Origin of the sequence: Vibrio sp. OPT46, assembly GCF_015163535.1 — a bacterium.
Lineage (GTDB): Bacteria > Pseudomonadota > Gammaproteobacteria > Enterobacterales > Vibrionaceae > Vibrio > Vibrio alginolyticus.
In genome coordinates this window covers 38285-52275 of record NZ_JADDYG010000770.1, presented here as the reverse complement: position 1 = coordinate 52275, position 13991 = coordinate 38285, and the positions used below count along the sequence as shown (strand labels likewise).

Here is a 13991-nt window from a genome sequence, read left to right as displayed (position 1 = left end):
GGTGCGGAAGGAGAGACTTGAACTCTCACACCTTGCGGCGCCAGAACCTAAATCTGGTGCGTCTACCAATTCCGCCACTTCCGCAACTTATTCTGTAGACATCAAGATAATTGGTAAAATCTCAATGTCATTGTATATGGCAGGGCTACCTGGATTCGAACCAGGGAATGGCGGCATCAAAAGCCGCTGCCTTACCGCTTGGCGATAGCCCTACATTGCTCTAATAAAAGAGACTTAAATAATGGTGCGGAAGGAGAGACTTGAACTCTCACACCTTGCGGCGCCAGAACCTAAATCTGGTGCGTCTACCAATTCCGCCACTTCCGCAACTTATTCTGTAGTTATCAAGGTAATTGGTAAAAACCTAAATAACGTTGTTCATGGTGGCTACGACGGGATTCGAACCTGTGACCCCATCATTATGAGTGATGTGCTCTAACCAGCTGAGCTACGTAGCCATCTTTTGGAGCGAGACAATATAAACCTTCACGCTCTCAGTGACAACCCCTTTTATAAAGGAATCGCACTTGAATAATGGCAGGTCTACCTGGATTCGAACCAGGGAATGGCGGCATCAAAAGCCGCTGCCTTACCGCTTGGCGATAGACCTGCAGGCAATAGTCACAATGACTATTTGAAATATGGTGCGGAAGGAGAGACTTGAACTCTCACACCTTGCGGCGCCAGAACCTAAATCTGGTGCGTCTACCAATTCCGCCACTTCCGCATCTATTCCTAACTGCTCTGATAAAAAGAACATTTAGGAATGGTGGCTACGACGGGATTCGAACCTGTGACCCCATCATTATGAGTGATGTGCTCTAACCAGCTGAGCTACGTAGCCAAAACCGTATTTTTTGTTCTCAACGCTTTGTTGCCTTGTCGTTGGGAACGGCGCGCATTATGCGAAGTTGAGTGAGATCCGTCAACAGTTTTTTTTAATAAATTTCGGAAAAAACCTCGTTCGCTTCCTTTTTAAACAAAGAGGCGTGTTTATGATCTAAAACTGGAAATAAATTAGCTTGCAGTTAGGTAATTTATTTTTGCTCATTTACTTAAGGTATTAAAAAAGCCAGCTTAGCAGCTGGCTTTTAGTGTAAATGAAGTGTTTAGAATTCATTCATTTAATTAAACATTGAAGCGGAAGTGTACAACATCACCATCTTTTACGATGTAGTCTTTACCTTCTAGACGCCATTTACCTGCGTCTTTTGCGCCATTTTCACCATTGAATTGGATGAAATCGTCGTAACCGACTACTTCTGCACGAATAAAGCCTTTCTCGAAGTCAGTGTGGATCTTACCTGCCGCCTGAGGTGCAGTTGCACCAACAGGGATTGTCCAAGCACGTACTTCTTTAACACCTGCTGTGAAGTAGGTGTGTAGAGTCAGTAGTTCGTAACCAGAGCGAATTACACGGTTTAGGCCCGGCTCTTCGATCCCCATATCTGCTAGGAATTCTTCGCGATCTTCATCTTCCAGTTCAGATAGTTCAGATTCGATAGCCGCACATACAGGTACAACGACATTGTTTTCTTTTTCTGCGAACTCACGAACCGCATCTAGATATGGATTATTTTCGAAGCCATCTTCGTTTACGTTTGCAATGTACATAGTTGGCTTCAGTGTTAGGAAGTTTAGATAGCCGATTGCTGCTAACTCTTCTTTAGATAGCTCAACCGTGCGTGCCATGCCGCCTTCAGTTAGTACTGGTAACAGTTTTTCTAGTACGGTTAGTTCAAATTTTGCGTCTTTATCGCCGCCTTTTGCCTTCTTCGCGTTACGTTGAATCGCTCGCTCACAAGAATCTAGGTCAGCCATTGCAAGTTCAAGGTTGATCACTTCGATATCTTCAATAGGTGAAACTTTACCTGAAACATGAACAATGTTTTCGTTTTCAAAACAACGTACAACGTGGCCAATCGCGTCTGTTTCACGGATGTTAGCTAGGAATTTGTTACCTAAACCTTCACCACGTGATGCACCAGCAACAAGACCAGCGATGTCCACGAACTCCATCGTCGTTGGAAGAACTCTCTGTGGGTTAACGATCTTAGCTAGTGCGTCTAGACGTAGATCTGGCACAGGAACCACACCAGTGTTTGGTTCAATGGTACAGAACGGGAAGTTTGCTGCTTCGATACCCGCTTTAGTTAGTGCGTTGAACAGAGTTGATTTACCTACGTTAGGTAGACCAACGATGCCACATTTAAAACCCATGATAGTAACCTTATTCAGCTTTGAACGTGTGGAGGCGATTTTGTGCTTTAGATAGGCCATCCTTAATCAGGATATCTAGACAACGAACAGCCTCGTCAGCTGCTGCATCTAAAAGCTCTTGCTCTTTAGCTGGCGCTTTACCTAATACAAAACCCGCCACTTTATCTTTGTGTCCCGGATGACCAATGCCAATACGAAGACGATAAAAATCTTTGTTATTGCCCAGTTTGCTAATGGTGTCACGCAGACCGTTGTGTCCACCGTGACCCCCACCTTTTTTAAACTTAGCGACACCTGGCGGTAAGTCTAGCTCGTCATGAGCAACCATGATCTCTTCAGGTTTAATTTGATAAAATTTCGCAAGCGCTGCGATCGATTTACCTGATAGATTCATGAAGGTGGTTGGGATAAGCAAACGGAGATCCTGGCCATTGACCATAATGCGTCCTGTTAGACCAAAAAACTTTGGTTCGTTCTTCAGTGTAACGTTGTGAACGCGTGCTAATTCTTCTACAACCCAAGCGCCCGCATTGTGACGAGTTCTGGCGTATTCTGGTCCTGGATTAGCAAGACCAACAAGAAGTTTGATTTGTTGACTCAAGGTTAGGATCTCTCTGGAATCTCAAAAAGCGCAGTATGATAGCACAGAAAACTCGCGGTGGGCGACCAAGGGATTTTCTAGTTATCAGTACAAATAAAAAAACACCCCAAAGAGGGGTGCTTTTGAAATCAGTGTAACTGAAATGTTCGTATTAGTTGAACATTGCAGAGATTGACTCTTCGTTGCTGATACGACGAATCGCTTCAGCCAGCATGCGAGATAGGCTTAGTGTTGTCACTTTACCTGTTGCAGCCATCTCTTTAGACAGAGAGATAGAGTCAGTTACGATAACTTGGTCAAGAACTGAGTTCTTGATGTTATCCGCAGCGTTGCCTGAGAATACTGCGTGAGTAGCGTAAGCGAATACACGCTTAGCACCGCGCTCTTTTAGTGCTTCAGCTGCTTTACATAGTGTGCCACCTGTGTCGATCATGTCATCAACGATCACACAGTCACGACCTTCAACATCACCGATTAGGTTCATTACTTCAGAAACGTTTGCACGTGGACGACGCTTATCTACGATTGCGATGTCGATGTCGCCTAGTGCTTTTGCTGTTGCACGAGCACGAACAACGCCACCTAGGTCAGGAGATACCACTACAGGGTTATCTAGACCGCGAGCCTGCATATCTTCAAGTAGCACTGGCGTGCCGAAGATGTTGTCTACAGGTACATCGAAGAAGCCTTGAATTTGCTCTGCGTGTAGGTCGATAGTTAGAACGCGGTCAACACCAACGTTAGATAGGAAATCAGCAACAACTTTTGCAGTAATTGGCACACGCGCAGAACGTACACGACGGTCTTGGCGAGCGTAGCCGAAGTAAGGGATAACTGCAGTGATACGGCCTGCTGAAGCACGGCGCATTGCATCAATCATAACAACCAATTCCATTAGGTTGTCGTTAGTCGGTGCACAAGTGGATTGAATGATGAAAACATCGCTACCACGAACATTCTCATTGATTTGAACTGCAACTTCGCCATCAGAAAAGCGAGAAACAGATGCATCACCAAGAGAGATGTAAAGACGATCAGCAATACGTTGGGCTAGTTCAGGTGTTGCGTTACCAGCAAATAGCTTCATATCAGGCACGGTGGAAACCTCGGGTTTGCGTCCAGTTTAAATAGGTCGGTGTGAGGCTGATTGGTATTCAGCCAAAGTCTCTTTTAATGGCGAAATATTGCGCCCTTGAGCGATAAATGCCGAGACTTTATCAGAGAGTTGTGCAAGGATAGTTTCTGCTTCAGATTTGCTCGAAAATTCAGCAAAAACGCAAGATCCTGTCCCCGTCAATCTTGACGGCGCGTATTGTAGCAGCCAAGAAAGTTGCTTATCAACCTCTGGGTAGAGCATTCGTACAATTTTTTCGCAATCGTTTACGCTTGGCGTATTTAAAAGTGTTTCTAGATCTCGTTTTGGGGTGTTTCGCGTTAGATCTGGATGACAAAAAACGTCGACGGTTGCGATAGATACATTGGGTCTGACGACTAAATACCACTTTTCTTCGGGATAAGCAGGAGAGAGTTTTTCACCAACACCTTCAGCAAAAGCTGCAAATCCGCGCACAAATACGGGCACGTCTGCGCCTAGTTTTAAACCTATTTCAGCCAGTTCGTCGTCAGTTAGATTCAGTTGCCATAAGTAATTCAGTGCCACTAATGCTGTAGCTGCATTCGATGAGCCCCCACCAATGCCTCCACCCATAGGCAGCACTTTCTGTAGCTCAATATGCGCGCCAAAAGGGCAGTTTGAGTAAGCTTGAAGCGCGGTTGCTGCTTTCCAAATTAAATTGTCTTGAAGAGGCACACCTTCTATCTCTGGAGAAATCGTAATATCACCAGAATGGTTCGCTTGAATGGTGAGCTCATCGCCGTGATCGACGAATTGGAATAAGGTTTGTAACTCGTGGTAGCCATTCTCTGTACGGCCGTTGATATATAGAAAGAGATTCAATTTCGCTGGTGATGGCCAGCGTGTTGAAAGTTCAATCATTGGGTGATGTTCCATTTTGTGATCACTAGATTTATTTTGACATCAGCTGTGGTGAGTTTCAGCTTATTTGGCAGAGGGAGAGACTGTTCATGCCATTGAACGTCGCCATATCGTTGATAAGCGATACTCCAATCATTTAAACCAATTTGTTTGTTTAACGCTTGCAGTGTATTGGTTGGAGACAGTTGGAATTTGTCGGCATCGGTCGGTAGACCTAATAGCCAGTCAGGCATGTGATCGACGGGCATCATCAACCCTGTAAGACGGTAAATCAGCTGATTAGCACTGCGAGAAGAAAGGACCTGATCATCGTAAGTTTCTACTGTGGCGCCTTGTGGGGTGATGGTGAGCTTTAATGCCGTTTGTCCGAGAATCGTTGTTAAACGCAACTGGCTTAGTGCTGAAGAATGTTTCCAGTAGAAGTTTAAATTTTGTCTTTGGTCTGGGCCAATATAACCAAGTTTCCCCGTTGCTTGAAAATCTTGGATGGTTTCGAGTCGCTGCTCATGAGCTTGCCATTCAACGCTGGTAACACTTTCAGGAACGGACGAACAACCAGCGAGCAGTAAGCTCGACAAGAAAAAAAGAATAAAGGAGCGTAACGTCATGTTTGATGGCTTATTAATCAGTTTCATCGGGAATCGCTCACAACTATAGCATTGAAAAGTCGCACTTAGGAAAACAAATCCGGCTTACCCTTTCAATAAATGCGTGCTTACAGTAAAATTCTGGACCTATTTTATAACCTATCCCAGAGATACCACGTTAGATGTCCTTGCTTGCTATTGGAATTAATCACAATACAGCGTCTGTCGACTTGCGAGAGAAGGTGGCGTTTGGTCCGGATAAACTCGGCCCTGCACTCGAGCAACTTAGAGAGCACGAAGCGGTTAACGGCAGTGTGATTGTTTCAACCTGTAACCGAACTGAGTTGTACTGCGATGTTAAGCAAGGAGCGCGAAACAAGTTGATCGATTGGCTTGCTCAATTTCATCAAGTGAGCCGCGAAGATTTAATGCCGAGTTTGTATGTTCATGAAGAACAAGCTGCAATAAAGCATTTGATGCGCGTATCGTGCGGTCTTGACTCTCTGGTGTTGGGTGAGCCTCAAATTTTGGGGCAGGTAAAGCAAGCATTTTCTGACTCGCGAGATCATCAAGCTGTCGATGCCTCGATTGATAAACTGTTTCAAAAGACGTTCTCAGTCGCCAAACGGGTAAGAACAGAGACAGATATTGGTGGTAATGCCGTGTCCGTGGCTTATGCGGCATGTACACTGGCAAAACATATTTTTGAGTCGTTATCAGATTCAACCGTGCTTTTAGTTGGTGCGGGCGAGACGATTGAATTGGTCGCGAAGCATTTAGCGTCCAACGGTTGCACAAAAATGATTGTCGCGAACCGCACTAAAGAGCGCGCGCAAGGCTTAGCGGACCAATTTGGCGCAGAAGTGATCAGTTTGAACGAAATTCCTGAACATTTGGCGAAAGCGGATATTGTGATTAGCTCAACGGCGAGCCCATTGCCTATTATTGGCAAAGGTATGGTCGAAACGGCTCTAAAGCAGCGCCGACATCAACCTATCTTGTTAGTCGATATTGCGGTGCCGCGAGATGTGGAGTCGGAAGTCGGTGAACTGAACGACGCATATCTGTATTCTGTTGATGACTTGCAATCTATCATCGACAGCAACATTGAGCAGCGTAAAGTCGAAGCGATTCAAGCTGAAGCGATTGTTAGTGAAGAAAGCGCTGCATTTATGACATGGTTGCGTTCACTGCAAGCCGTCGATAGTATTCGCGACTATCGCAAATCAGCCAACGAAATTCGTGAAGAGTTACTGAGCAAAAGTTTGCAATCTTTAGCGGCAGGCGCAGATCCGGAGAAAGTGCTGCGCGAGCTGAGTAATAAACTCACCAACAAACTGATTCACGCTCCAACTCGCGCATTGCAAAGTGCAGCAGAGCAAGGCGAACCAGCAAAATTAACGATTATCCGCCAAACACTTGGCTTGGATGATCTATAACTCACGCTTTTTATTAAGAAAACGACACTATGAAAGCCTCTATTCTGACTAAGCTAGAAACGCTAGTAGAACGTTACGAAGAAGTTCAACATCTTCTTGGTGATCCTGATGTAATTGGAAATCAGGACAAATTCCGTGCTCTATCAAGAGAGTACTCTCAGCTAGAAGAAGTAACCAAGTGCTTCCAAGCTTATCAACAAGCACAAGAAGATCTTGTCGCCGCTGAAGAGATGGCAAACGAAGACGACGAAGAAATGCGTGAAATGGCGCAAGAAGAAATCAAAGAAGCGAAAGCGACGATTGAGCGTCTTACTGATGAGTTACAGATTCTTCTTCTGCCAAAAGATCCGAACGATGATCGTAACTGTTTCCTAGAAATTCGTGCAGGTGCGGGTGGCGACGAAGCGGGTATCTTCGCGGGTGATCTATTCCGTATGTACAGCAAGTACGCAGAAAAGCGTGGCTGGCGCATCGAAGTCATGTCTTCAAACGAGGCAGAGCACGGTGGTTACAAAGAGATGATCGCGAAAGTAAGCGGCGACGGTGCATACGGCGTGTTGAAATTTGAGTCAGGCGGTCACCGTGTACAGCGTGTTCCTGCAACTGAATCTCAAGGCCGTGTGCATACTTCTGCTTGTACAGTAGCAGTAATGGCGGAAATCCCTGAAGCGGATCTGCCTGAAATCAAAGCAGCAGACCTGAAAATCGATACGTTCCGTGCATCTGGCGCGGGTGGTCAGCACGTTAACACCACGGATTCTGCAATTCGTATTACCCACTTACCAACGGGTACGGTAGTAGAGTGTCAGGATGAGCGTTCACAGCACAAGAACAAAGCGAAAGCAATGGCGGTTCTTGCTGCTCGTATCGTTCAAGCGGAAGAAGAGCGTCGTGCCGCAGAAGTGTCTGATACACGTCGTAACCTTCTAGGTTCTGGTGACCGTAGTGACCGTATTCGTACATACAACTACCCACAAGGTCGTGTGTCTGATCACCGTATCAACCTGACCATCTATCGTTTGAACGAAGTGATGGAAGGTGACCTGCAGAGCTTGATTGATCCTGTGATTCAAGAGCACCAAGCAGACCAACTTGCGGCGCTCGCAGAGAACGGCTAATCGATGAGCCAAGTTCAATCGATTGAGCAAGCACTGAAAAGTGCGACGGCGAAACTGGCAGAAGGCGGCAAAGAGTCGCCTTCTCTCGATGCAGCTGTACTCCTTTGCCATGTCCTTGGCAAACCACGAACTTACCTGCTGACCTGGCCAGAAAAAGCATTAGAAGCAGAGCAAAAATCTCAGTTTGACGCTCTACTTGAACGACGTTTAACTGGTGAACCCGTCGCTTATATTATTGGTGAGCGAGAGTTTTGGTCTTTACCATTCAAAGTTTCTCCCTCTACCTTGATCCCAAGACCGGATACAGAACGTTTGGTCGAAGTTGCACTCGATAAGACCTACGAGCAGACTGGGCCTATTTTAGATCTTGGAACGGGGACGGGAGCTATCGCCATCGCGCTTGCATCTGAAATGCCAAAGCGTCAAGTGATGGGCGTAGACCTTAAGCAAGAAGCGAAAGCACTTGCAGAGTACAATGCTGAGCAGCTAAACATCAAAAATGTGACCTTTGCTCAAGGCAGTTGGTTTGAGCCTATTACAGAAGGTACGAAGTTTGCTTTAATTGTCTCCAACCCGCCATATATTGATGAAAAAGATCCACATTTATCCCAAGGCGATGTGCGCTTTGAGCCAAAATCTGCATTAGTTGCTAAAGAGAATGGCTTAGCTGATATTCGTCATATCTCGGATCTTGCTCGTCAGTATCTTGAAGTGGGCGGTTGGCTGGCATTTGAACATGGTTATGATCAAGGTGAGGCGGTGCGTGAGATAATGCGTGGCTTTGGTTACCAACAGGTCACTACGGAAAAAGATTATGGCGGTAACGATCGAGTAACACTTGGTTGTCTGGCCAGTTAATCATGGAAGTCAGCAAACACTAACTAAAAAGAGAAGAAAAATGTACGTAGCTCTAAAACACATACACTTAGTGACGATCGCTCTCAGCGCGACGCTACTATCGATCCGATTCGTGTTAATGATGATGAACTCACCGAAGCGAAATAATCGCTTTTTGAAAGTGTTTCCCCACATCGTTGATACTGCATTGCTAGTGTCAGGTATCGCGCTTATTTTCATTACGGGTTTCATCCCGTTTACCGATGCCGCACCGTGGTTAACAAACAAAATCACCTGCGTACTGGCGTACATTGCGCTTGGATTCTTCTCATTGAAACTTGCGAAAAACAACCTACTGAAGATATTTGGCTTTTTCGGCGCATTAGGTTGGTTGGTCATGGCTGCAAACATTGCTGTGTCTAAGAGCCCTACGTTATTTGGATAGACGTCATGTTAGAGTTTTTTGACGAAGATTTTGACAATATACCGTTGGTGGAAGGTGCGCTTGAGCTAAACAAAGCGATTAACCCAGAAACCAAAGTACATTGGGCGAAACAAGAGTTAGAGCGTCTTTACAAAGATGCAGAAGCCACGCTTGTTCATGAAACCGATGAAGAGCAACGATTTGATGCATTCCTACGACTGTTTTTCCACGAGTGGGGGTTCAAAGGCGACGAGCAGGAATACTTTATTTCGGACAACAGCTTCATCGATAAAGTGTTGGAGCGCAGAAAAGGTATTCCTGTGAGCTTAGGTTCGATTTTGTTATACCTAGGCAAAAAGCTGGGGTTCCCGTTGAAGGGAGTTACTTTCCCTACTCAGTTCCTGTTAAAAGTCGATTGGATGCATAAGAAGCCAGACTACATCAACCCATTTAATGGTGAGTATGTAGGTGAAAGGATTCTTCAAGCTTGGCTTATTGGCCAGGAAGGACCGTTAGCTCAGCTAAAGCCTGAACATTTTGAGGAAGCTGACAACCCAACAATTATTGGTCGCTGGTTGGCATTGATTAAAAGTGCGATGTTGCGTGAAGAGCATTATACGCTGGCATTACGTTGTACAAATCTTGCTCTAACGTTTGTGCCAGATGACCCATACGAAATTCGTGACCGTGGTTTTATTTTCCAACAGCTAGAGTGCCCTCAAGTAGCGGTATCAGATTTTCAGTACTTTATTGACCAATGCCCTGACGATCCGGCTTCCGAGCTACTAAAATCACAAGTTAATGTGATGAGTGAAACGCACGTCACACTTCACTAATTTTATCGATGTGCCGAACTGTGGCGTATCGTGGACAGAAAAAGAGAATCAAAATGGAACAGAAAATCGTTAATATCGGCGACATTCAGGTTGCTAACGACAAGCCATTCACCCTATTTGCAGGTATGAACGTTCTTGAGTCTCGTGATCTTGCGATGCAGATCTGTGAGCACTACGTAAAAGTAACGGAAAAACTTGGTATTCCTTACGTATTTAAGGCGTCGTTTGACAAAGCAAACCGCAGTTCTGTTCATTCATACCGCGGTCCAGGTCTGGAAGAAGGTATGAAAATCTTTCAGGAGCTGAAAGACACTTTTGGTGTAAAGATCATCACGGACGTTCACACTGAAGCGCAAGCTCAACCTGTCGCTGACGTGGTAGACGTTATTCAGCTTCCTGCATTCCTAGCTCGCCAAACTGACCTTGTTGAAGCTATGGCCAAAACAGGTGCGGTTATCAACGTGAAGAAACCTCAATTTATGAGCCCTGGTCAAGTGGGAAACATCGTTGAGAAGTTCGTAGAGTGCGGTAACGACAAGATCATCCTATGTGAGCGCGGTTCTTGCCACGGTTACGATAACCTAGTTGTAGACATGCTTGGTTTTGGTGTGATGAAAAATGCTTCGAAAGGTAGCCCAATCATCTTTGACGTAACGCACTCACTACAAATGCGTGACCCATCAGGCGCAGCATCTGGCGGCCGTCGTGAGCAGACAGTTGAGCTTGCAAAAGCGGGTCTAGCGACAGGCATCGCAGGTCTATTTATCGAAGCGCACCCAAACCCAGACCAAGCGCGTTGTGATGGCCCATCTGCACTGCCTCTAGACAAGTTAGAGCCATTCTTAGCACAAATGAAATCGCTTGATGATCTGATCAAGAGCTTTGCAGATATAGATATCAAGTAAACGCCAGATGACTGGTGGTAACAAATACTATAGCCAACCGAGTGTTGGCTATTTTTTTATCTGAAAAGCCGTGAATTCTCAAACTTGTTACTGATGAATTTGTTATTGCTAAACAATGCATCATAATTATTAAATCAATGTGTTAGGGTGCACGTGGTTTTCAAATAGATCGAATGCTTAAAATGTGCTTCAGTAATCCCAATAAGAAAAAGGTAAATAAATGAATCAGCGTCTGATGATCAAAACTGTTTTGAGTGCCGCTATCTTGGCCTCGTTAGCTGGGTGTGCTACGCAACCTGCACCAGAATGGAATGCCGATACAACCTATAAATTGACCGTGTTGCACACTAACGATCATCATGGTCGCTTTTGGCAAAATCGATACGGTGAATATGGCATGGCGGCGCGTAAAACGTTAATCGATGATTTGCGCGAAGAAATACAGGCTGAGGGGGGCAGCGTGTTACTGCTTTCTGGTGGTGACATCAACACAGGAGTACCTGAGTCTGATTTACAAGATGCCGAGCCGGATTTTAAAGGCATGAGCAAAATTGGTTACGATGCGATGGCTCTAGGTAATCATGAGTTTGATAATCCATTGGACGTGCTATTCAAGCAGCAAGAGTGGGCAAACTTTCCGATGTTGTCTGCCAATATTTACGATAAAAATACTGGCAAGCGTTTATTCCAACCATATGCGATGTTTAAAAAGCAGGGCATTAAAATTGCGGTCATTGGCCTTACAACCGAAGACACAGCGAAACTTGGCAACCCTGAATTCATTGAACAAATTGACTTCCGTGACCCAAAAGAAGAAGCCAAGAAGCTGATTGCAGAACTGAAAGAAACAGAGTATCCAGATCTGATTTTTGCTGTCACGCATATGGGACACTATGAAAATGGTAATAGAGGCATCAATGCTCCTGGCGATGTGGCGTTAGCTCGTTATTTGAATGACGGCGATCTCGACATGATCGTTGGAGGACACTCACAAGAACCTGTGTGCATGGAAGGTCCAAACGTTATCAAAAAGAACTTTAAACCAGGTGATGAATGTCAGCCCGATAAACAAAATGGTACCTTTATTGTTCAGGCACATGAGTGGGGGAAATATGTGGGACGCGCCGATTACGAGTTTCGTAATGGCGAACTCTCGATGGTGAGCTACGATCTAATCCCTGTAAACTTGAAAAAGAAAGTTAAAGTTGATGGTCAGTCGCAACGAGTCTTGATCCAAGATGAGATTAAACAAGACGAAATGATGCTTGAGTTTCTTCGTCCTTATCAAGAAAAAGGTCAGGGCAAACTAAACGTGAAGATTGCAGAATCTAACGGTAAGCTTGAGGGTGACCGCAATGTGGTTCGTTACCAGCAAACAAACTTAGGTCGATTAATTGCAACGGCTCACATGGAACGTGCGAAAGCAGATTTCGCCGTAATGAATTCTGGCGGCGTTCGCGATTCGATTGCAGCAGGTGAGATTACCTACAAAGATGTGCTGACTGTTCAGCCATTTGGCAATATGGTCTCTTACGTTGATATGACGGGCAAAGAAGTATTGGATTACCTAAATGTCGTTGCAACTAAACCTGTCGACTCTGGAGCTTACGCGCAGTTTGCCGGCATTGCGATGAGTATCAATAATGGTGAGGTAACCAATGTGTTCATTGGTAATAAGCAACTTCGCTTAGATGGTAATTACCGCTTTACCGTACCAAGCTATAATGCTGCTGGTGGAGATGGTTACCCTAAAATCGACGATCATCCAGGGTATGTAAATACAGGTTTTACCGATGCTGAGGTTTTGAAGGATTATTTAGAAACACATAGCCCTATTGATGTTAATGAGTATGCCCCTTCAGGTGAAATCACGTATTTAGTTGATACGGCGATTGATCAGTAACCCAACAGAGAAAAAGCGATTGACTCAAACTCGCTGATATCATTAACTAAAAGCGCAGATCCAATTCAATCTGCGCTTTTTGTTTTTATGAGGAGAATCTTGATGACTCCGGCCATTAATCTTGCGAAAAAGAAAAAAATTCCACACACGATTCATCAGTATGAGCATGACCCTAGAGCCGATAGTTATGGCTTGGAGGCTGCTGAAGTACTGGGGCAGGAGCCGAAAACAGTATTTAAAACCTTGCTGTTCTGCTTGAACGGGGAGCCAAAGAACCTTGCGGTTGCGATTATCCCTGTTGACCAAAAGCTGAACCTAAAACTGGCGGCGAAAGCAGCGAAGGGCAAAAAGGCCGATATGGCTGATCCGGAAATCGCCCAAAAGACCACAGGTTATGTCGTTGGTGGAATTAGCCCACTAGGGCAGAAGAAAGCCTTACCTACTTTTTTGCACGAAAGCGCAGCAGAGCAAGACAAAATCTGTGTGAGTGCTGGTAAACGTGGTTTAGAAATTGAGTTAGCCCCGAGAGATTTGCTGAGCTTAACTCGTGGTCAGTTTGCACCTCTTTGTTTGTAAACTCATGACAAATAAAAAGGACGCTCATGAGCGTCCTTTTTTGATCTTGCCTGTCAGTGAAGCGTTACTTCTTCAGACTCAATGTACCACCAGTGCGTTTAGCTGGTTTGCTTGGTTTCGCGGCATTTGGGTTCATGTAATGCTGCTTAGGCTTACTCAGTGATTGAGGCTTGTTTGCTGAATGCGTATTGCTCGATGCATCTGGTTTACGGTGCGATTTACCATGCTCGCCTTGCGGTCTGCTGCGTTCACCTTGTGATTTCGCTTTGTAATGTTCTTTAGCTGGACGTCCGCCTTCATCATCACGCTGACGACGCTTTTGTTGACCTTTTTTCGAGTTTGGTGCATGACGGAATTCATCAGCATTGTTACCGCGGAAAGTTCGTGTCTTCTGGTTACGACGAGCAGTAGAATCTTGGTTTTCTTCACGGCTATCAAACAGCTTCGCGTCGGTCGCTTTACGAATGTTGCGACCTCTAGAGTCTGTTTTTGATGCTTCTTCTGTACCTACAGAGCCTTCACACATTGCTAGGATCTCTGCCACTTCTT

General features: G+C 45.2%; 13 protein-coding genes, 7 tRNA genes and 1 pseudogene. 8 read left to right on the top strand and 13 right to left on the bottom strand.

What is annotated here, in order from left to right; all coding sequences use genetic code 11:
* Positions 1-2: 2 nt before the first annotated feature.
* From IQR33_RS27185 to lolB, 12 genes are all read right to left on the bottom strand, one after another.
* Positions 3-84, bottom strand: a tRNA-Leu gene (locus IQR33_RS27185).
* 53 nt (positions 85-137) lie between these two features.
* Positions 138-212, bottom strand: a tRNA-Gln gene (locus IQR33_RS27180).
* Positions 213-242: 30 nt separating this feature from the next.
* A tRNA-Leu gene (locus IQR33_RS27175) sits at positions 243-327 on the bottom strand.
* A 54-nt stretch (positions 328-381) separates the two neighbouring features.
* Positions 382-458: transfer RNA gene (locus tag IQR33_RS27170), tRNA-Met, on the bottom strand.
* 77 nt (positions 459-535) lie between these two features.
* Positions 536-610: transfer RNA gene (locus IQR33_RS27165), tRNA-Gln, on the bottom strand.
* A gap of 32 nt (positions 611-642) precedes the next feature.
* Positions 643-727 (bottom strand) — tRNA-Leu (locus IQR33_RS27160).
* 40 nt (positions 728-767) lie between these two features.
* Positions 768-844, bottom strand: a tRNA-Met gene (locus tag IQR33_RS27155).
* Between the two features lie 284 nt (positions 845-1128).
* Positions 1129-2220: a redox-regulated ATPase YchF gene (gene ychF, locus IQR33_RS27150; RefSeq protein WP_005393178.1), complete on the bottom strand. Its 1092-nt coding sequence runs from the start codon at positions 2218-2220 to the stop codon at positions 1129-1131.
* Positions 2221-2230: 10 nt separating this feature from the next.
* Positions 2231-2821 carry an aminoacyl-tRNA hydrolase gene (gene pth / locus IQR33_RS27145; RefSeq protein WP_005384112.1) on the bottom strand — a complete coding sequence of 197 codons (591 nt, stop codon included), beginning with the start codon at positions 2819-2821 and terminating at the stop codon, positions 2231-2233.
* A 151-nt stretch (positions 2822-2972) separates the two neighbouring features.
* Positions 2973-3917, bottom strand: a complete 945-nt coding sequence (locus IQR33_RS27140) for a ribose-phosphate pyrophosphokinase (RefSeq protein WP_005393176.1) — start codon at positions 3915-3917, stop codon at positions 2973-2975.
* Between the two features lie 27 nt (positions 3918-3944).
* Positions 3945-4817, bottom strand: coding sequence for a 4-(cytidine 5'-diphospho)-2-C-methyl-D-erythritol kinase (gene ispE, locus IQR33_RS27135; RefSeq protein ID WP_017634844.1), 873 nt, complete (start codon positions 4815-4817; stop codon positions 3945-3947).
* Positions 4814-5452 (bottom strand): lipoprotein insertase outer membrane protein LolB, encoded by a 639-nt coding sequence (gene lolB / locus IQR33_RS27130; protein ID WP_017634843.1) that lies wholly within the window; start codon positions 5450-5452, stop codon positions 4814-4816. Before lolB ends, ispE begins: the two co-directional genes overlap by 4 nt.
* 134 nt (positions 5453-5586) lie before the next feature.
* Between lolB and hemA the strand changes: the two genes are divergently transcribed.
* The 8 genes from hemA to ybaK all read left to right on the top strand — a co-directional run bounded on the left by hemA (position 5587) and on the right by ybaK (position 13442).
* The gene (hemA, locus tag IQR33_RS27125; protein WP_005384104.1) at positions 5587-6843 is read left to right on the top strand and encodes a glutamyl-tRNA reductase; all 1257 of its coding nucleotides are present in this window, start codon (positions 5587-5589) and stop codon (positions 6841-6843) included.
* A gap of 29 nt (positions 6844-6872) precedes the next feature.
* Complete coding sequence (gene prfA, locus IQR33_RS27120; protein WP_005382222.1) at positions 6873-7961, top strand: peptide chain release factor 1; 1089 nt, start codon at positions 6873-6875, stop codon at positions 7959-7961.
* 3 nt (positions 7962-7964) lie between these two features.
* Positions 7965-8819 carry a peptide chain release factor N(5)-glutamine methyltransferase gene (prmC, locus tag IQR33_RS27115; protein ID WP_193837640.1) on the top strand — a complete coding sequence of 285 codons (855 nt, stop codon included), beginning with the start codon at positions 7965-7967 and terminating at the stop codon, positions 8817-8819.
* Between the two features lie 40 nt (positions 8820-8859).
* Positions 8860-9243, top strand: a complete 384-nt coding sequence (locus tag IQR33_RS27110) for a SirB2 family protein (protein WP_005382225.1) — start codon at positions 8860-8862, stop codon at positions 9241-9243.
* Positions 9244-9248: 5 nt separating this feature from the next.
* A complete protein-coding gene (locus tag IQR33_RS27105; protein WP_005384098.1) occupies positions 9249-10058 on the top strand; it encodes a SirB1 family protein in 810 nt (269 codons plus the stop codon).
* A gap of 53 nt (positions 10059-10111) precedes the next feature.
* Positions 10112-10963 carry a 3-deoxy-8-phosphooctulonate synthase gene (gene kdsA, locus IQR33_RS27100; RefSeq protein WP_193837641.1) on the top strand — a complete coding sequence of 284 codons (852 nt, stop codon included), beginning with the start codon at positions 10112-10114 and terminating at the stop codon, positions 10961-10963.
* Positions 10964-11183: 220 nt separating this feature from the next.
* Positions 11184-12866 carry a bifunctional UDP-sugar hydrolase/5'-nucleotidase UshA gene (gene ushA, locus IQR33_RS27095; protein WP_005382230.1) on the top strand — a complete coding sequence of 561 codons (1683 nt, stop codon included), beginning with the start codon at positions 11184-11186 and terminating at the stop codon, positions 12864-12866.
* Positions 12867-12968: 102 nt separating this feature from the next.
* Positions 12969-13442, top strand: a complete 474-nt coding sequence (gene ybaK, locus IQR33_RS27090) for a Cys-tRNA(Pro) deacylase (protein ID WP_033906934.1) — start codon at positions 12969-12971, stop codon at positions 13440-13442.
* Positions 13443-13506: 64 nt separating this feature from the next.
* Here the strand turns inward: ybaK and IQR33_RS34640 are convergent.
* Positions 13507-13991: pseudogene (locus tag IQR33_RS34640) on the bottom strand (23S rRNA pseudouridine(2604) synthase RluF); the annotation flags it as partial.